Origin of the sequence: Virgibacillus flavescens (assembly GCF_050574275.1) — a bacterium.
GTDB classification, from domain to species: Bacteria; Bacillota; Bacilli; order Bacillales; family Amphibacillaceae; genus Virgibacillus_F; species Virgibacillus_F flavescens.
In genome coordinates this window covers 3507079-3526775 of sequence record NZ_CP192260.1, presented here as the reverse complement: position 1 = coordinate 3526775, position 19697 = coordinate 3507079, and the positions used below count along the sequence as shown (strand labels likewise).

The window sequence follows — 19697 nt, the reverse complement described above, 5'->3', positions numbered from 1 at the left end:
TCAAAATAAAAAAATCCCCTGCAATAGGGGATTTTTACTTATGGTTTCAACTTTCACACATAGATATTCATGACGAATAACTAGAGTGAATTATGATAATTGACTTCCTAAAACATGTTGCAAGTTACTTTGACGTAGTTGATGGAAACTGCGAAATAACTTACCACTTTGGAAAAGCTGCGGTATGACAGCAACGATATTTCCGCGGATGGCAGTCGCTTTCCGCAGGCGGCTGGTGAGCCTCCTCGTGCTGACGCACTCCGGGGTCTCACCTATGCCTGTCCTCCCGCAGGAGTCGACTGCCATCCGCTCCAATCTCTAGACTAATATGGATATCTTGGATTTAAAAAGTGCATATTCGATAGCTATTCCTATTTCACAGAATGTAATAGTCGAGAGAAATTACACAGACGTAAATAGCTTTACCAGTCCTGGTTAGCTGAGGGCGGTGTCTACTGCGGGAACAGCAGGAATCTAAATGCCCAGCAGAGTTTTATTTTGGTCACCGAAAAAGTGGTGGATTATAAATTTTAATTATTCTACCGTAACTTAGCATCTTCGAATATACGAAGACTCCTGCGGGAACAGCACGAGCTGAAGATCCCGCAGGAAAGCGGTCTTTGCTTATCCGAGGAAGCTGAAGCCGTGCCCGCGGAAAGCGAAGTATATTCGAAGGTGCGACCGCAGATCCTCCTATTTCGTACCACATTCAATCCTTTATCAGTGGCCAAGTAAGTGAAGAGCACTGAATTCGCAGTATAAAGATATTGTGCCACTACTGCATTGGGTTGTGGGGACATTTAACAAGTTCCGGAAACACTTGCAAAAAGTTGAGTTATGATGTTTGCTCTACTTTATTTTGTGAGATATTTGCGTCCTCTTCGTACGCATGTTGCAGCTTGCGTGTTACAGGTCCTGGCTTGCCATCATTGATTTGTGTTTCGTCAACCGTAACAATTGGCAATACTTCAGAAGTGCTGCTTGATAAAAACATTTCATCAGCGAGTGAAATGTCCTCAACTGAAAAGCCTGCCTCATTAAATGGTATTCCTAGCTCATCAGCAAATTCCTCAATACGCATTCTTACACAGCCGTGTAATATTTGTTTCGTTGCTGGATGAGTATAGACCGTTCCATCCTTTACCAGATAAACATTTGCAGCGCTGCATTCTGTGACTAAGCCATCCTTATGCAGAATCGCTTCATACGCGCCTTTTTCACTTGCTGTCTGTTTTGCCAGCACGTTTGGTAATAAATTCAAGCTTTTAATAAAACAATACTCCCAGCGGATATCCCGCTCCGTAATAGTTTTAACACCTTCCTGTTGGAAAGTAATATTGCGCGGCTGATCCTGAATATAGCCATATACATTTGCTTCAATATCAGTTGGGAAAATATGATCCCTTGGAGCAGAACCTCTTGATACTTGCAAATACAGCTTTGCATCCGTTTTTACAACATTTTTAATGAGTAAATTATTTAACAGACTTACTAGTTCCTCTTTGGTAAAAGGAAGTCTGATTTTAACAGCCTCAGCAGAGCGAAACAAGCGGTCAATGTGCTCTTTGATTAGATAAAATTCACCTTTATAAATACGAACAACTTCATATATTCCATCGCCAAATTGCATAGCGCGTTCTTCAAATGGATAATTTAAATTATCACGATGTGTAAACTTATTCTGTGATAATATGATTGGATATACAGCCATTTTTTCGCCTCCCCGTAAAACATATGTCTATCTTATCGCTTACATGATTCATTGTAAATGAATGTTTTGAAGAATCATTAACTAATTTGTATAAAAACGCTTGATAAATAAAAAAATAATTGCTATACTTAAAAACGTGCCATTAAAAAAGTTGAACTTTGCGGGTATAGTTTAGTGGTAAAACCTCAGCCTTCCAAGCTGATGATGGGAGTTCGATTCTCCCTACCCGCTCCATACATATGTCTTAACGCAGTGTTTCGTAATCTAACTTACGAAGCGTTGCGTTTTTTATTGTTTTGACGCATCAATATAGAAAGGATGGATATAGAATGGAAAAACTGATGAACAATCTGAAGGCGATCGACGGTAAAAGTTACAAAGCATACAAAAGCATCCAAGGGAAGTATCTCTTTAATAACTTCACTTTATTTATAGATTATGTACAAGGAGATCCATTTGCTACACCATCAAAAATAAGATTAGAGGTTCCATCACAAAATCGCAGAATTAATAGTAGCTGGCTGTCTTCATACCAAAGAAAAATAGCAGCAGAGGACCGTATCGCAAGAGAGGTCGGCAAAGCGGTTAATCAGAACACTGCTTTTATTAAGGGATCCGGAAAAAGTGGTCGAATCAATTTTGATGCACCACATCAGGAAGTTATTGAGCGGAGTGCTGTTACTATAGAAAAGGATACAATTACCATTTGCCTATCAATTGGATTGCCAGCAAATGGTCGCCGAATAAATGGAGGGGAAGCTATAAAATTATTCAAGCAGGCTATCCCTAACATTGCAGATAATTCTATTTTCTCAATCTCCGATCTGGAAATTGAAAAAGCAACAAAACTAGCAGATCAACAGGAGACTATTCGGAAAGAATTACAGAATAATAATTGGATAGCATTTATTGCAAACGGTTCGATTCTTCCTCGTTCAAGTGGAATAAACGATAAACCACTAAATCAGGCTGTTTCATTTAACAGCCCATCTGAAAATGAAGTAGAAATAGCGATTCCGCATCAGGAGAAGCCGATAAAAGGGATGGCAATTAAAAAAGGAATAACGTTAATTGTTGGTGGTGGCTACCACGGTAAAAGTACACTATTACGTGCAATTGAACGCGGTGTTTACAACCATATTAAGGGCGATGGACGAGAATTCGTTGTGACCGATCCGAATGCTGTTAAAATACGGGCTGAAGATGGACGCGCGATTAGCGGCGTCAATATCACATCGTTTATTTCAAATTTGCCACATCAACAGAATACAACTTTCTTCACTACTGAAAATGCAAGTGGCAGCACATCGCAGGCAGCTAATGTAATGGAAGCTTTAGAAGTCGGGGCAACTACTTTATTAATTGACGAAGACACAAGTGCAACGAATTTTATGATTCGGGATTACCGCATGCAGCAGCTCGTCAGTGATAAGCAGGAACCGATTACGCCATTCATCGATCGAGTAAAACAATTACGTGATCAATACAGTGTTTCGACCGTTATCGTAATGGGCGGGTCTGGTGACTACTTCGATGTAGCAGATAATGTTATAATAATGGAAGAATATATTCCGAAAAACGTTACAGAAAACGCTAAAAAAATTGTACAGGATAATCCAACAAAGCGTGCGGCAATGAATGCAGAAGACTTTGGTAAAGTTATTCATCGTCAATTGCAGCAATCGAGTTTGCAAACGAATATGGGAAAAAAGTCAAAAGTCCAAGCCAAGGGACTAACCAAAATTCTAATGGGCAGAGACGAAATAAATTTTTCGCAGACGGAACAATTAGTTGATATTTCTCAAACAAGAATGATAGCTGAAATCATTCTCTATTTAGATAAGACGAAAGAACTTAAAAATTATAAAACCATGCAAAATCTGCTTCAAAAAATTGAGAAACAAATGAACGAAAAAGGACTGGCATCATTTACTGCACATCCAGATCAACACCCTGGTGACATTGCACGTCCTCGTACTTTTGAAATCGCGGCTGTATTAAATCGTATACGAACGCTTAAAGTGAAGCATCAATAAATAAAGGGAAGGAGGCAAAATTATGCATCATGAAGTGTTAAAACAGGAAATAATTGATTACAGTAAAACAATCGGAATTGATAAAATTGGTTTTGCCTCTGCCGATGTTTTTGGTGAACTGAAGGAGCGTTTGAAGCGTCAGCAAGAGTTATCGTATCATTCGGGTTTTGAAAAAGGCTCGATAGAAGAGCGGACAGAACCGGAGAGATTGCTTCCAGAAGCACAATCCATTATTTCTATAGCGATCGCCTATCCATCCAGAATGAAAAATGCACCCAAAAGCACGAAGGAATCACGGCGGGGTATATTTTGCAGAGCATCATGGGGTACGGATTACCATATTATTTTACGAGAGCGATTAGAAAAACTCTCTGCATTTATTAAAGAAAAAGTTCCAGAAGTCAGTGATAAACTAATGGTGGATACTGGCGAATTATCTGATCGTGCCGTAGCAGAACGTGCAGGAATCGGCTTTAGTGGAAAGAACACATCTATAATAACACCGGAGTTTGGTTCTTATGTATACTTGGGAGAGTTGGTTACGAACATTCCATTTACACCTGATTCCCCAGTTGACGATAGCTGTGGGGAGTGTACGAAATGTATCGATGCTTGCCCAACTGGAGCAATCGTCCAAGGCGGGCAATTAAATGCACAACGCTGCATTGCATTCCTGACTCAGACGAAGGATTATCTGCCTGATGAATTCCGTACCAAGATAGGGAACCGTGTATATGGCTGCGACACGTGCCAGATCGTGTGTCCGAAAAACAAGAAAATTGACTTTCACATTCACCCCGAGACAGAACCAGAACCTGAAATCGCGAAACCTAAACTTCAACCAATGCTTCGGATTTCCAATCGTGAGTTCAAAGAAACATACGGTCATATCTCTGGTTCATGGCGTGGGAAAAAACCGCTTCAACGGAACGCATTAATTGGACTTGCGCATTACAAGGATGAAACTGCCGTTGATGAAATAATTCAAGTAATGATGAATGACCCACGACCTGTGATTCGAGGGACAGCGGCCTGGTCACTAGGGAAAATTGGTACTCCTGAAGCCTTTGCTGCAATTGAGAGCAGTTTGGAAAAAGAAGAAGATGAGCAGGTTAGATATGAAATGCAAAAAGGCATGAATTTCAGGCGGAAAAAGACATATAAATAAAAGGGGTAAAGAAATGGAAAAAGCTAATCTATACTATGATGAATTTGATACACCAATAGGAATCCTGTCCATTATCAGTAATGGAGAGAAGCTAATTCGTATTGAATTCGGTAAACTAGCTGACCGGAGTGACCAGATGAACAAGTGGATTAAGCGTTATTTTGGTGATGTTGCATTTGTACATTCTACTGAAAAATTAGAGCTGGCGAAGAAAGAGATACTAGCTTATTTTAATGAAAACAGTCAAAAGTTCTCGCTTGAATTTGAATTTCATGGAACTCCTTTCCAATTGAAAGTCTGGCAGGCATTGTTTGATAAGATTCCATTCGGAGAAACGAAATCTTATAGAGATATAGCTATTGAGATTGGTGACAAAAAAGCTGTTCGCGCAGTAGGTGGGGCGGTAAATAAAAATCCTTTTTCAATTATCGTACCTTGTCACCGTGTTATTGGTTCAGGCGGGAAAATGGTCGGCTATAATGGTGGGCTTGATAAAAAAGAATTTCTTCTTGCACACGAAAAGCAAGTACTTGAAATATTTTAAATCGATTTACTTTCAGTACAAATAAAATCAGAGGAGCTGCTCAAATGAAAAAATCATTTGTTTTCAGTTTCAGTTTTGCTTTAATCCTTTTATTAGCAGGTTTATTCACCGAATATACCAGAGTAATTGGCTCGATATCATTTGGTATTGCTATTATATTTCTTGCAATTGGCAGCCTGGCAGGAAATGTTTTCGTGAGTGGCAGCGATATGCGGGCTAATTTGGCAACGGAATCAAAAGAAGATCGTGCAGGGCGACAGCGTATATTATTCAAATCGGGAATTATTGCTGTGCCCCTTATTATCGTAGGAATAATTCTTTTATCAATTTAAACAAGCCCTGCCCCATACACTAATATGGGGAGGGATATTTTTATGGAGGAATTAGTGGATTATTGGGAAACGTTTTTTTCAAGTGACCAGCCTTATGCTGATTGGTGGGCAAGAAAAAAGGAAATTTGCAAAAAAAGGGATGCAACAATTGTACGTATTCAAGGGGAAGGCAATCTATACCAGGAATTACGTCAATCAAACAGGCAGCAGGTATATTATAACCTTCATTTAAAAATGTTCGTGAAACAGTCGAATACGTTTTATCTGGAGGAGCAATATATTCCATATCAATTTCATCTGAAGAATAACGCTATTAGAAATCACACCAAACTTAGTTTTATGGAAGCAGAAGACACTTACGGAACAGAAAATCTTAAAATTTTTGAACAGATACCGGAAGAAAGCAGATTTAGTTATGATCGTCTGGCCGCTGTTAAGTATGCAAACCGGTGGTGGAACAGCTATAATCCTTCGTATCGAAAGTTTGATGTGGACTGTACAAATTATATTTCACAATGCCTGTTTGCAGGAGGAGCCCCTATGCGAGGAGCTCCTAATCGAAATAATGGATGGTGGTATAATGCGTCTAGCTGGAGTTTCAGCTGGGCAGTTGCCCATTCATTACGATGGTATTTAAGCGGGTCAACGTCTGGTTTAAAGGGGAAGGAAATGGGAAGTGCAGCAGAACTAATTCCAGGTGATGTTATATGCTATGACTTTGAAGGTGATGGCAGATGGAATCACAACACGATTGTAGTAGCAAAAGACGCAAATGGCGAACCGCTTGTTAATGCACATACAACAAATAGTAAGAATCGGTATTGGTCATATGAGGACTCGACAGCTTGGACACCAAATATAGCGTACAAGTTTTTCCGGATTGGTGAGTGATGATATACTTATACTGTTAGGAAGATAATATCGTTAAAACTTTATAAGGAGAATGAATTGTGAGTTTACATGTAGTACTTTTTCAACCTGAAATTCCTGCAAATACAGGTAATATAGCAAGGACCTGCTTAGCGACTGGCGCTACCCTGCATTTGATTCATCCGTTAGGATTTTCTACCGATGATAAAATGCTAAAGCGAGCAGGTCTTGATTATTGGAAAGATGTTGATATTCGCGAATACGAATCGATCGACGAATTATATGATACATATCAGAATGGTGACTTTTATTACATTGAAAATTTTGGAACGAAGCATTACAGTGATTACGATTATAGTAATGCAGAAGAAGAGTTGTTTTTCATATTTGGAAGAGAAACAGATGGAATTCCGAAAGATTTATTAGAAGGAAAAGAAGATAAATGTTTACGAATTCACATGACAGATCATGTAAGATCATTGAATTTGTCAAACACAGCTGCAATTATTATCTATGAAGCATTAAGGCAACAGGGTTTTCCTAATCTGACTTAAAAAATCCATAAAAATGCCGTCATGCAATAACATGACGGTGTTTTTATTGGTCTTTTTTACTTACGCCAGGCTTCGCATCATGTCCTGCAGTGAAACAGGAAACGATAAACGTAATACTTACTCCCAGTAATAAGGCTAAATCCGCTGTCATGCTAGGTGGCCTCCTTGTTTTTTATATGTAATCATCAATTTATAATTTCGATGTGATAATTATAGCTTATTTTTAATCGAATGTGAAGTGCTAGTGTATTAATTGTAACCAATATCGGGCAAAATATGTAAAACTATAGTGCGCCACTAAACAGTCGTCTACGCTTTTCTTATTGTCTATCTACGTGGGCTAGCGACTCGAGTCATAGTCAATTGACACTCCGAGCACGATAGACCCTGTGCTCTTCGGTCCCTTGACTATGATTTTCGTCGCTCAGCAAGCCCACTTCGCTTTTCTTATTGTCCAGCTGCGACTCCTAGAAGCTGTCGTCATAAGCAATGAACACTTAGAATGCCAAACCCTTGCCTTCTTCGGTTCCTTACTTATGCGTCCGCTTCTAAACAGTCGTCTACGCTTTTCTTATTGTCTAGCTGCGACTCCTAGTGGCTAGTAAATAGATAGTCCTGATGAAATGTACGTAAAGTTCAACGTACATTCCACATGCCTATCTATTTATACGCCACTAAACAGTCGTCTACGCTTTTCTTATTGTCTATCGGTGTAATATAGGGTATATTAGTTGATGAAGTCGTTTGACAGTTCTATAATGAAAACTGGATGCAAAAAGCCGTCGATGAACGGAGAAAGTTAACTTCTAATGGGGGTATAAAACGTGGCACAGAATGAAGAATCGAATATAAGATTCTGGGAAAAATTTTATGGTCCAAACATAGGGTATGTTGAAGAACAATATGACTTGTTTAAAGAGGATCCGGATAGTGTGGATGCATCTTTAAAAGAAGTTTTTGAACAGCATGGAGCCCCTAAATGGATGCAGCCAAATAAAGGTGAAGCTCAAGCAGCAACATCTTCCATAAGTAATGTAAAGAAACTAACCTCAGCTATGAAACTCGTTGAGGCTATTCGGCGTTATGGGCATTTGGAGGCGGATATTTACCCAGTTGGACTATCGAAACAGCGTGAAACTGATTTAGTGAATCCAAAAGCTTACGGATTAGATGAAAATGATTTAAAAAATATCCCTGCAACATGGCTGTGGGAAGACGCGCCAGCTGGTGTGGACAACGGCTTTGATGTAGTTGAGAAACTGAAAAAGTATTATTCAGGTACGATCACTTTTGAATTTGATCATGTGAATAATGATGCAGAACGGAAATGGCTGATGGAATTAATTGAAGCGGGTAATGCCCGTATGTCTCTTTCTGATGAAGAAAAGACACAGCTATTAGAGCGTCTCGCACATGTTGAAGGTTTTGAAGGATTCCTTCAAAAAACATTTGTAGGACAGAAGCGCTTTTCAATTGAAGGTCTGGAATCAATGGTTCCAATGCTTGACCGAATTGTTAAGTATGCAACTAAAGATAAAATTGAACACATCATGATGGGAATGGCCCACCGTGGTCGATTAAGTGTGCTTGCTCATGTTTTAGGCAAGCCATATGACAAGATTTTTTCTGAGTTCCATCATTCTCCAGATAAAGAGTTAATCCCATCAGAAGGTTCAACAGGTATTAACTATGGATGGACTGGCGACGTGAAATACCATTTTGGTGCAACGAAAGATGTAAATGATGGTGACGAAACAACTACGCGCATAACATTAGCGCATAACCCATCACATTTAGAGTTTGTAAATCCTGTAGTGGAAGGATTTGCACGTGCTGCACAGGATGATCGTTCATCCTCTGGCTATCCGAAGCAGGATATGAATAAGGCATTCCCTGTTGTTATTCATGGAGATGCTGCTTTTATTGGAGAAGGTGTAGTTGCGGAATCGTTAAACTTAAGTGGATTGCCGGGATATCATACTGGTGGAACACTTCATATAATTGCTAACAATCTTGTGGGATATACTACTAACCAGGAAGATGGACGTTCCACACGCTATGCTAGTGACCTGGCAAAAGGTTATGAAATTCCAATTATTCATGTAAATGCTGACGATCCGATTGCATGTGTTTCAGCAATTAAAATTGCATACGCTTATCGTCAAAAATTTCATAAGGATTTCCTTATAGATCTTGTCGGTTACCGTCGTTATGGACATAATGAAATGGATGAACCTAGAACAACTCAGCCGCTGCTTTACAAAGATATTGACAGCCACCCAACTGCTGCAAATGTTTTTGCAAAAGTACTGCAGGAAAAGGGTACGTTAGACGAAGAAGGATTCAAGAAGATTACGAATCAGGTTGAAGATGGATTACGCAAGATATACGATAGCATGAAAGAAAATGAAACAGGAGCTGTTGAAGCTCAAGGCATGCCTCAGGAATTAAAGAACGGTTTAGATCAATTTGAGACTGCTGTACCACTAGATACATTAAAAGCATTAAATAAAGGCTTGTTAAACCGTCCAGAAGGATTTAATGGGTTTAAGAAGCTCGAAAAAATCCTGAAGCGCCGTGAAAATGTTTTAGAAGAAGGAAATAAAGCTGACTGGGGTGCAGGAGAGGCATTAGCATATGCTTCTATTTTAAATGATGGTATACCAATTCGTCTGGCAGGACAGGATTCTGAACGTGGTACATTCGCTCACCGTCATGTTGTACTGCATGATGTGGAAACAAATGAAAAATATTGCATGATGCATGGACTAGATGGTGTAAAAGCTTCGTTCGACATCCGTAATAGTCCACTTTCTGAAGCTGGAGTACTAGGTTTTGAGTATGGATATAGCGTTCATTCTCCTAATACATTGGTACTTTGGGAAGCACAGTTCGGTGATTTCGCGAATGCGGGTCAGGTGATCTTTGACCAGTTCATTTCTGCGAGCCGTGCCAAATGGGGCGAAAAATCAAACATGATTATGCTTCTGCCTCATGGGTATGAAGGCCAGGGACCTGAGCACTCAAGTGCGCGCCTAGAACGCTTTTTACAGATGGGAGCAGAGAATAACTGGATTGTTGCAAATGTAACCTCATCTGCCCAGTTCTTCCATTTAATTCGTCGACAGGCAGCTATGCGCGGACGCGAGGAAGCTAGACCACTTATTTTAATGACGCCGAAAAGTTTGTTGCGTAATCAACGCGTTGCTTCAGAAGCAAAGGAATTCACAGAAGGAAAGTTTCAGCCATTACGTTCACAGCCTAATTTGAAGATGAGCAAGAAAAATGCTACACGTCTGTTGATTGGTAGTGGTAAGGTAATGGTAGATATTGAAGAAGCTATTCTAAACTCAGAAGAAAACTTTGATTGGTTGCGGGTATTGCGTCTTGAGCAAATATATCCTTTCCCAAAGAAAGATTTAGAAAAGGTATTAAACGAACTGCCTAATTTAGAAGAAATAGTTTGGGTGCAAGAAGAACCGAAGAATATGGGAGCTTGGGATTTTGTTGATGATCATTTAAGAGAGCTGCTTCAAGAAGGTCAGGCATTACGCTATGTTGGCCGTCCACGAAGATCTGCGCCGGCTGTCGGTATACCTAATGTCCATAAAACAGAACAAAATCAACTAGTACAAAGAGCGATACAACCGATAGAAGGAGGAGATTCCAGTGAAAGAAATTAAGATTCCAGAACTTGCTGAATCAATTACAGAAGGAACAATTGCCGAATGGTTAGTAAAAAAAGGCGATAAAATCGAAAAAGGTGACCCTGTAGTTGAATTAGAAACAGATAAAGTAAATGTGGAAGTTAACTCAGATTATGCAGGTGTTCTAGTTGAAATCGTCAGTCAAGAAGGTGACGATGTTGAAGTCGGCGATGTTATCGCGAAAGTAGATGAAAATGGTGAAGCTGGTGGTGATTCTTCTGAGAAAGAAGAAGCACCTAAAGAAGAACCAAAAGAAGAGGAAAAAGCTGAAGAACCTAAAGAACCTAAAAAAGAAGAAAAAACTGAAGAGAAAAAAGAAGAAAAATCAGATGATAAAAATCAGGATATTGTTGCATCACCAGCTGCAAGAAAACGTGCGCGGGAGCTTGGCATAGACTTGAACTCAATCAGTCCAAGAGATCCTTTAGGTCGTATCCGACCTGAAGATGTTGACGCTGCTTCGAAAGGGTCTTCTGAGAAAAAAGAAGAAAAACCTGCTAAGAAAGAAGCTAAAAATGAAGAGAAAACAGAATTCGAAAAACCAGTTGAACGTGTGAAAATGTCACGTCGCCGTCAAACGATTGCGAAAAGACTTGTAGAAGTTCAACACGAAGCTGCAATGCTAACTACTTTCAACGAAGTGGACATGACAGCCGTTATGAAGCTTCGTAGTCAGCGTAAAGAAGCATTTCTTAAGAAACATGATGTAAAATTAGGATTTATGTCATTCTTCACGAAAGCGGTAGTTGGAGCATTGAAAGAATTCCCTAACATCAATGCAGAAATACAAGGTAACGAACTGGTATTGAAGAAGTTTTACGATATCGGTATCGCAGTTTCTACAGAAGAGGGCTTAGTAGTACCAGTTGTAAGAGATGCAGATCGTCTTGATTTCGCTGGCGTAGAACGTGAAATTGGGCACCTAGGTAAGAAAGCGCAAAACAAAGAGCTGCAGATGAACGACCTTCAAGGTGGAACATTTACTATCACTAATGGAGGAACGTTTGGTTCTATGCTATCTACGCCAATCTTGAATGCACCACAGGTTGGTATCCTTGGAATGCATAACATCATCAAACGTGCAATGGTAATGCCAGATGATTCAATCGAAGTTCGTCCAATGATGTATCTTGCATTATCATACGATCACAGAATTGTTGACGGAAAAGATGCAGTACAATTCTTAGTACGTATTAAACAGTTGCTTGAAGACCCTTATGATTTATTGCTAGAAGGATAATAATAATTTAACCGCTATGCTCAAACTCTGAGTATAGCGGTTTTTTTTAGCTTTTCGCAAATTATAGATAGGTTAATATAAAACAAGCACACAGTATTAAAATCACTGTGTGCTTGTTTTAAAAAATTTTTAGTTTCGTTATCCTGCCTTTTTTTGAATATGCTGCTGATTTTTTAACGCTTTGTGCTTGATGATTTGTCTCACGAACAACAGTACAATAATAAGCCATACAACTGCTCCAATAATCATAGAGGTTGAATAGGCTAAGCCAAAGCCTTCTGGTGCAAAGAAAATATAAGTACTGGTAACTGCGGTCATAAATAATGCGGGTATGCTGCAGATCCAATGAAATTTATTATGTTTTAATAGATACATCGCACCTGTCCAAAGCATGACAGTTGCTACAACCTGATTGGTCCACCCAACATATCGCCAAAGAAAGGTATAATCAATTTGGGTAAGTAAAAATGTAGGAAGTGCTACCGGTACTATTAATAATAAATGTGACCATTTTCCTTTAAATTCCTTTTTAGTAAGTTGCTTTATTAGGTCGGCAAGCATCATTCTAGAAGATCGAAGCGCTGTATCTCCAGTGGTGATTGGAAGAATAATAACACCTAGAATTGCTAGAATCCCTCCGAGAGACCCAAGCGTTGATATGCTGATTTGATTTACTACTCCAGCTGGTCCGCCAGCGTTGATCGCCTCTTGAAGGATTCCTGTACTACCGAAAAATGTCATACCTGCAGCAGCCCAAATTAAGGTGATGATACCTTCTGCAATCATTGCACCGAAGAATACTTTCCGCCCTTCGCTTTCCTTTTTTAGAGTACGTGCTAGAATCGGACTCTGCGTACTATGAAATCCAGATATAGCTCCACAAGAAATAGTAACCATTAATAACGGCCATATAGGTAAATTATCAGGATGTAAATTGCTTAATGTTAAGTTTGGAATAGGGTTATCAAAAAAGAACAATCCAACTCCAATAGAAACAGCCATGAAAATCAAGATCGCTCCGAAAATCGGATAGATCTTTCCTATCACTTTATTAATTGGGAGTACCGCTGCAATTAACAAATAGGCAAAAACTATAAGTATACATGCCATGAAGCTTAATGGTGTTATCTCAGTCATTAGCTGCGCTGGACCGGCTGTAAATGCAGCGGCAACAAGAATCATTAAAACAATCGATACAACGTTTATAATGGATTGAACACTTTTACCTAAGTATTTCCCTACAAGGTAAGGATATTGTGCGCCATTATGTCTTAATGACAGCATTCCAGAGAAATAATCATGTACGGCTCCACCAAAAATACAACCTATCACGATCCAGATGAATGCAACAGGCCCATACAAAGCGCCTAATAATGCTCCGAAAATTGGACCTAGCCCAGCGATATTCAAAAGCTGAATTAAACTGGCTCTCCACCAAGACATTGGCATGAAGTCAAATCCATCTTTTTTCGAATATGCTGGAGTTTCTTGCTGATCATCTATCCCGAAAATTCGTTCAACCACCTTTCCATAAACAAAGTATCCTAGTATTAAAAATATGATGGATGCAACAAATGTAAGCATCGCTGAGCCTCCCTTCAAAAGTAAATTACAGTGAATACTATATGGAATAGTTTTAAAATGCAAGTAATTCTGACAAAATATTTCAAATAATTATAATAAAACGGTTACATCTGAATTTTTAATAATCTTTTTTAATTTATCACAATTTCTCCTTGCGTTAATGTGAAAAGTGACTTATTGTTAATATTAAAATTTAAACCAAAGGGGCTGACGACATGAAAGATTATTCAATTCAAGTAAATCATTGTTCATCGCAGAAAGAGAAGCCCGAATCAGATCAGCTGCAATTTGGGAGGAACTTTACTGACCACATGTTTATCATGGATTATTCAGAACCTAATGGATGGCATGATGCTCGAATTGTTCCATACCAACAAATTGCAATTGACCCCTCCGCCATGGTGTTTCATTATGGTCAATCCGTTTTCGAAGGGTTGAAAGCATACCTTTCACCAGACGGAGACGCCCAATTATTTCGTCCAGAGAAAAATCTGAAGCGATTAAATCGGTCGAATGAACGGCTTTGCATTCCGCCTATCGATGAAGAATTTGCACTAAAGGCAATCAAACAACTGGTTACTCTAGAAAAGGAATGGATTCCAGAATCTGAAGGAACCTCTCTTTATATACGTCCATTTATCATTTCCACCGAGCCATATCTTGGGGTTGCACCATCTCGCAATTATAAGTTCATTGTTATCCTGTCACCTGTTGGTGCCTATTACAAAGAAGGAATCAATCCCGTTAAAATTGCGGTAGAAGATACCTTTGTCCGTTCTGTAACAGGAGGTACCGGTGAAGCAAAAACAGGCGGGAACTATGCAGCCAGCCTTAAAGCGCAAGAACTGGTTGCAAACAGTGGTTATGCACAAGTATTATGGCTGGACGGTATTGAAAGAAAATACATTGAAGAAGTTGGCAGTATGAATGTATTTTTTAAAATTAATGGTGAAGTGATTACACCTGCTTTGACTGGAAGTATTTTAGAGGGGGTAACCAGAAACTCCGTAATCCAGTTGTTAAGGCATTGGAATATTTCAGTTACTGAGCGGAAAGTATCGATGGATGAAGTATACCAGGCATACCAGGATGGATTACTGGAAGAAGCATTTGGCGCAGGAACAGCCGCGGTTATCTCGCCTATTGGTCAATTATCCTGGAAGACTGAACATCTATATATTAATCAGGGAATAACAGGTGATACAGCAAAACGGTTATATGACACGTTGACTGGAATTCAATATGGAAGAGAAAATGATCCATTCGACTGGATTGAAAAAGTAGAAAAGGAAAAAGTGAGATAGTTTTATTTATATAAACTCTTTGGCTGCAGAATAGCCAAAGGGTTTTCTTTTTCAAAAAAATGGGAGGACCATGAAACTCCAATGATAAATCCCTCTAAAACTATTGCAAAAACGCCTAAAAACGAATATTATATAATATGTTGATTTTATAATTCGGAAAGCAAGGTGTTAAGAATGGAAAAGCTATTTAAATTAAAACAAAATAATACAAATATCCGAACAGAACTAATTGCTGGTCTAACTACCTTTCTTACCATGGTTTACATTGTTGTGGTTAACCCAGCAATTCTTCATGCAGCTGGTATACCATTTGAACAGGTTTTTATGGCAACTGTAATATCCGCTGTCGTTGGTACGCTGTTCATGGCATTTTTCTCGAATTATCCGATAGCTATAGCACCAGGAATGGGAATGAATGCATACTTTGCTAGTGTAGTTGCCTCCCAGGGTTATTCGTATCAAGTAGTGCTGGGAACAGTATTTATTGCTGGTATCATTTTTATGCTATTAAGCCTGACGAAACTGCGTGAAACACTAATAGAAGCTATTCCTGCTTCCTTAAAATTTGGTATTACATCAGGTATTGGTTTATTTATTGCGTTTCTTGGATTGAAAATGTCTGGCCTTGTTGTGCCAAGTGAAGCCACGATGGTTGCCTTTGGCGATCTGCATCAGCCAATGACATTATTAACGTTAGCGGGATTGTTCATTACGTTAATTTTAATGGCCAGAAATATTAAAGGCGCCTTATTTATCGGAATGCTTATTACAGGAATTATCGGCTTGTTTACAGGTCAGCTTGAATTTGGCGGACTTACTTCAGCACCGCCAGCACCAGTGTTTTTTGATATGGATATTGGCGGCGTATTTGCTAATAGTTTATATACAATTGTATTTGCATTCTTATTAGTAACTATTTTCGATACAACAGGTACTATGATTGGAGTTGCGGAACAGGCAGGCTTCATGAAGAACGGAAAGTTGCCACGAGCTAAATCTGCCTTACTTGCTGATGCAACAGCTACTACAGTAGGTTCAATGTTTGGTACAAGTCCATCTTCTGCCTATATCGAGTCTACTGCTGGTGTGACAGCAGGTGGGCGGACTGGTTTAACCTCACTGGTTGTTGCGGTATTGTTTGCATTCTCAATATTCTTTTCGCCAATTATTGGCGCAATAGCTGATCTTCCCGCTATGACTGCGCCAGTATTAATTATTGTGGGTAGTTTTATGATGGAAGGTTTATCACGAATTAATTGGAAAACGTTTGATGAAGCATTCCCAGCGTTTGCGATAATTCTCACGATGCCACTGACATCAAGTATCGCTACAGGTATTTCAATTGGATTCATAACGTATCCGCTGCTTAAACTTATTAGTGGAAAAGGAAAAGACGTCCATTGGATCCTTTACTTATTCGGAATAATTTTTATTCTGCAAATGATCTTTTTTCCCGCACATTAATAGATAGTGATGAATTATTCGGACCACAGTAAAACTACTGTGGTCTTTTTTTGCGTCTTGATATTTTACAAACAAAGGGTTTGGGTAATAAATCGTATAAATTGGAAAACATTTACCTTGCATGACGTCTGACAACCTGATAAAATCACTAGTGGAAAAGCTAATTGTAAGCATTTACAAAAAAATATATTAAGGTGTAAAGGGAGGCTACATCCGTGGATATTCTTCTCGGTCTAATAGCAATCATTGTTGTTCTAGGATTAGCGTTTTTAATGTCAAATGATAAGAAAAATATAAATTACCGTGGCATTTTGGTTATGCTAGTTGGACAAGTTTTGATAACAATAATCATGTTTAAGACTGAAATTGGTCAGTCTATCATAACTGGAATTTCAGCTGGTTTTGAGAAATTGATTGAATTCGGTAAAGTAGGAATTAACTTTATATTAGGAGGAGTGGCCCGTGTAGATGGAGGCACTGTCTTTTTCTTCGATGTGCTATTGCTTATTATCTTCTTCTCTACTATTTTATCGGTTCTAACTTATTTAAGAATTCTTCCGCCAATCATTAAGTATTTGGGTGGTTTCATTTCGAAAATTACCGGATTACCTAAGGTTGAGTCGTTTAACGCGGTTAATAGTATATTCTTCGGTCAATCAGAAGCACTATTAGCTATTAAGTCACAGTTTAATCATTTAGATAAAAATAGACTCTATATTGTGAGTGCGTCAGCGATGGGTTCAGTGTCAGCTTCCATTGTAGGTGCTTATTTACAAATATTGCCTGATCAATATGTACTGATTGCTTTACCACTAAACATGTTCAGTGCATTAATTATTGCATCTGTGATTGCCCCTGTAAAAGTACCTAAGGCGGAAGATCACGTTGATATACAAAATGTCACGAACGATAAGAGTATCTTTGAAGCAATGGGCAACGGTGCTCTCGATGGCGGTAAAATTGCTTTGATTGTAGCTGCAATGCTGGTAGCGTTTATTGCATCTCTTGAGCTTGTAAACTGGGTCATTGCGTTTTCAGGTTTTACCTTACAGCAGCTTCTAGGATATGTGCTTGCTCCAATAGGATTACTAATGGGTATTGCTCCAGGTGAAGTAATTGAAGCTGGTGGAATCATGGGTACGAAGATTGTAACGAATGAATTCGTTGCAATGTTAGAATTCCAACAGCTCCTAGGACAAATGTCTGAGAAGACGATTGGTATTGTCACTGTATTTTTAACTAGTTTTGCCAACTTCTCATCTATTGGAATTATCGCTGGTACTGTTAAAGCTATTGACAGTAAAAAAGCAGTTCAGGTATCAGGGTTTGGTATGAAGCTATTAATCGGTGCTACCTTAGCATCTATTCTATCAGCTACGATAGTAGGATTGTTCTTATAGTAAACGTGTGATGAAAACCGTCTAGTTATAGGCGGTTTTTTTTACGTTAAGTTTATCTTCAATAGTAAAAGGAAACATATATAGTAGACTAACTAATGAAGAGGAGAGCGATAATGTGAGTGAACAATTCGATCTTTTTATAAATGGAAAATGGGTAACAACAGATGAAAAAGTGGAAGTACTTAATAAATATACACAAAAGACGTATGCTACCGTTTCAAAAGCAGGAGAAAAAGAAGTAGATCTTGCGATTGAAAGTGCTCAGAGCGCATATAAGTCCAATAAACTAGGTGCATATGACCGTTATAAAATTTTAAAAAGAGTTTCAGAGCTGCTTCAGGAAAACAAAGAAGATTTAGCACAATCGATTGTAATGGAAGCCGGAAAACCATTAAAACAAGCTCGTACGGAAGTTGATCGAGCGACACAAACATTTGAAATTTCTGCTGAAGAAGCAAAGCGAGTCAGCGGACATGGCGTTCCAGTAGAAGCGGCGCCAGGTTCAGAAAACCGTATGGCATTTACGATTCGAGTGCCTGTTGGTGTGGTTGGCGCGATTAGTCCGTTCAATTTCCCGTTAAATCTTGTAGCACATAAAATTGGTCCGGCACTTGCAGCAGGAAATGCAGTAGTCCTTAAACCTGCAAGCACTACACCTACAACGGCATTACGAATGGCTCGATTATTTGAAGAAGCTGGTCTGCCAGCCGGGTTGTTAAACGTTGTAGCTGGTTCAGGATCTGTGATTGGAAAACAAATGCAGCAAGACAAGCGAATTTCATTATATACATTTACTGGAAGTGCTGAAGTAGGTCTGAAATTAAAACAAAATACTGGATTAAATAAATTAATTCTTGAGCTTGGTAACAATTCTCCAGTCATCGTTGATAAAGAAGCGGATATTGAAAAAGCGGCAGTAAATGTTGCCCAAAAGAGCTTTGCTTTCGCAGGTCAGGTTTGTATATCTGTCCAGAGGGTTTATGTTCATGAATCAATCGAAAAAGACTTTCAGGATAAATTATTGTCAGCAATGAAAGAGTTGAATATTGGTGACCCGAACGATAAAGACACGGACGTTGGACCAATGATTTCTGAGGATGAAGCAAAACGTGCAGAAACTTGGGTGAAAGAAGCTACAGATAACGGTGCAGAAGTGCTCGTAGGTGGAAAGCGCGAAGGAGCGTTGTATCATCCAACTGTATTAACAAACGTGAAGAAGGATATGCGTGTTGTATGTGACGAAATATTTGCGCCAGTACTGTGTACAATCCCGTACAATGATTTAGATACATGCATTGACGACGTTAATGAATCTCCTTACGGGTTACAAGGTGGAATCTTCACAAAGAACCTTGATACAGCATTTTATGCCGCAAAACGAGTGCAGGTTGGCGGTCTCATGATTAACGACTCCTCTCAATATCGAGTTGACTTAATGCCATATGGAGGAGTAAAAGATAGCGGATGGGGCAAAGAAGGCCCGAAATACTCAATAGAAGAAATGACAGAAGAACGATTGATTGTATTAAACTTAGAAGAATAGATTTACCAAAGAGCAGGGGAAATACCCTGTTCTTTTTTGAAGAAAATATATTCAGCGGTGGGAACGACGGGAGAATTCAACGAGTAGCGGTAACCACTGAAAAAGTTAAAAATGGTACGAAATAGGTGAATCTGCGATCGCATCTTCGAATATACTTCGCTTTCCGTGAGCACGGCTTCAGCTTCCTTGCCCCGGCAAGGGGTATGCCACCGTTGACCGCAAAGGACGGGTTTAGTTGGC

The 19697-nt window shown here is 39.1% G+C and carries 14 protein-coding genes and 1 tRNA gene; 13 read left to right on the top strand and 2 right to left on the bottom strand.

Going from position 1 to position 19697, the window contains the following annotated elements; all coding sequences use genetic code 11:
• Window positions 1-835: 835 nt before the first annotated feature.
• Window positions 836-1711: a D-amino-acid transaminase gene (dat, locus tag VBD025_RS17840; protein WP_430787967.1), complete on the bottom strand. Its 876-nt coding sequence runs from the start codon at window positions 1709-1711 to the stop codon at window positions 836-838.
• A 160-nt stretch (window positions 1712-1871) separates the two neighbouring features.
• Between dat and VBD025_RS17835 the strand changes: the two genes are divergently transcribed.
• From VBD025_RS17835 to odhB, 9 genes are all read left to right on the top strand, one after another.
• Window positions 1872-1945, top strand: a tRNA-Gly gene (locus tag VBD025_RS17835).
• A 95-nt stretch (window positions 1946-2040) separates the two neighbouring features.
• Window positions 2041-3747: an ABC-ATPase domain-containing protein gene (locus tag VBD025_RS17830; RefSeq protein WP_430787965.1), complete on the top strand. Its 1707-nt coding sequence runs from the start codon at window positions 2041-2043 to the stop codon at window positions 3745-3747.
• A gap of 22 nt (window positions 3748-3769) precedes the next feature.
• Window positions 3770-4915: a tRNA epoxyqueuosine(34) reductase QueG gene (queG, locus tag VBD025_RS17825; RefSeq protein WP_430787963.1), complete on the top strand. Its 1146-nt coding sequence runs from the start codon at window positions 3770-3772 to the stop codon at window positions 4913-4915.
• A gap of 13 nt (window positions 4916-4928) precedes the next feature.
• Window positions 4929-5459 (top strand): methylated-DNA--[protein]-cysteine S-methyltransferase, encoded by a 531-nt coding sequence (locus VBD025_RS17820; protein ID WP_430787961.1) that lies wholly within the window; start codon window positions 4929-4931, stop codon window positions 5457-5459.
• Between the two features lie 44 nt (window positions 5460-5503).
• Window positions 5504-5791 (top strand): DUF5316 family protein, encoded by a 288-nt coding sequence (locus VBD025_RS17815; RefSeq protein WP_430787959.1) that lies wholly within the window; start codon window positions 5504-5506, stop codon window positions 5789-5791.
• Window positions 5792-5833: 42 nt separating this feature from the next.
• Window positions 5834-6682 (top strand): amidase domain-containing protein, encoded by an 849-nt coding sequence (locus VBD025_RS17810; RefSeq protein ID WP_430787957.1) that lies wholly within the window; start codon window positions 5834-5836, stop codon window positions 6680-6682.
• A 59-nt stretch (window positions 6683-6741) separates the two neighbouring features.
• Complete coding sequence (gene trmL, locus VBD025_RS17805; RefSeq protein WP_430787955.1) at window positions 6742-7215, top strand: tRNA (uridine(34)/cytosine(34)/5-carboxymethylaminomethyluridine(34)-2'-O)-methyltransferase TrmL; 474 nt, start codon at window positions 6742-6744, stop codon at window positions 7213-7215.
• Window positions 7216-8039: 824 nt separating this feature from the next.
• Window positions 8040-10898: a 2-oxoglutarate dehydrogenase E1 component gene (locus VBD025_RS17800; RefSeq protein ID WP_430787953.1), complete on the top strand. Its 2859-nt coding sequence runs from the start codon at window positions 8040-8042 to the stop codon at window positions 10896-10898.
• Window positions 10885-12162, top strand: a complete 1278-nt coding sequence (gene odhB / locus VBD025_RS17795) for a 2-oxoglutarate dehydrogenase complex dihydrolipoyllysine-residue succinyltransferase (RefSeq protein WP_430787951.1) — start codon at window positions 10885-10887, stop codon at window positions 12160-12162. The genes VBD025_RS17800 and odhB overlap by 14 nt, the downstream gene beginning before the upstream one ends.
• Before the next feature lie 138 nt (window positions 12163-12300).
• Here the strand turns inward: odhB and VBD025_RS17790 are convergent, their stop codons facing one another.
• Window positions 12301-13746 carry a carbon starvation CstA family protein gene (locus VBD025_RS17790; protein ID WP_430787949.1) on the bottom strand — a complete coding sequence of 482 codons (1446 nt, stop codon included), beginning with the start codon at window positions 13744-13746 and terminating at the stop codon, window positions 12301-12303.
• A gap of 215 nt (window positions 13747-13961) precedes the next feature.
• Here VBD025_RS17790 and VBD025_RS17785 point away from each other — a divergent pair, with 215 nt between their 5' ends.
• The 4 genes from VBD025_RS17785 (at window position 13962) to VBD025_RS17770 (ending at window position 19457) form a co-directional block, all read left to right on the top strand.
• The gene (locus VBD025_RS17785; RefSeq protein WP_430787947.1) at window positions 13962-15050 is read left to right on the top strand and encodes a branched-chain amino acid aminotransferase; all 1089 of its coding nucleotides are present in this window, start codon (window positions 13962-13964) and stop codon (window positions 15048-15050) included.
• Window positions 15051-15224: 174 nt separating this feature from the next.
• Window positions 15225-16514 (top strand): NCS2 family permease, encoded by a 1290-nt coding sequence (locus VBD025_RS17780; RefSeq protein WP_430787945.1) that lies wholly within the window; start codon window positions 15225-15227, stop codon window positions 16512-16514.
• Between the two features lie 215 nt (window positions 16515-16729).
• The gene (locus VBD025_RS17775; protein ID WP_430787943.1) at window positions 16730-17914 is read left to right on the top strand and encodes a NupC/NupG family nucleoside CNT transporter; all 1185 of its coding nucleotides are present in this window, start codon (window positions 16730-16732) and stop codon (window positions 17912-17914) included.
• 115 nt (window positions 17915-18029) lie between these two features.
• Window positions 18030-19457, top strand: a complete 1428-nt coding sequence (locus VBD025_RS17770) for an aldehyde dehydrogenase family protein (protein WP_430787941.1) — start codon at window positions 18030-18032, stop codon at window positions 19455-19457.
• Window positions 19458-19697: the final 240 nt, after the last annotated feature.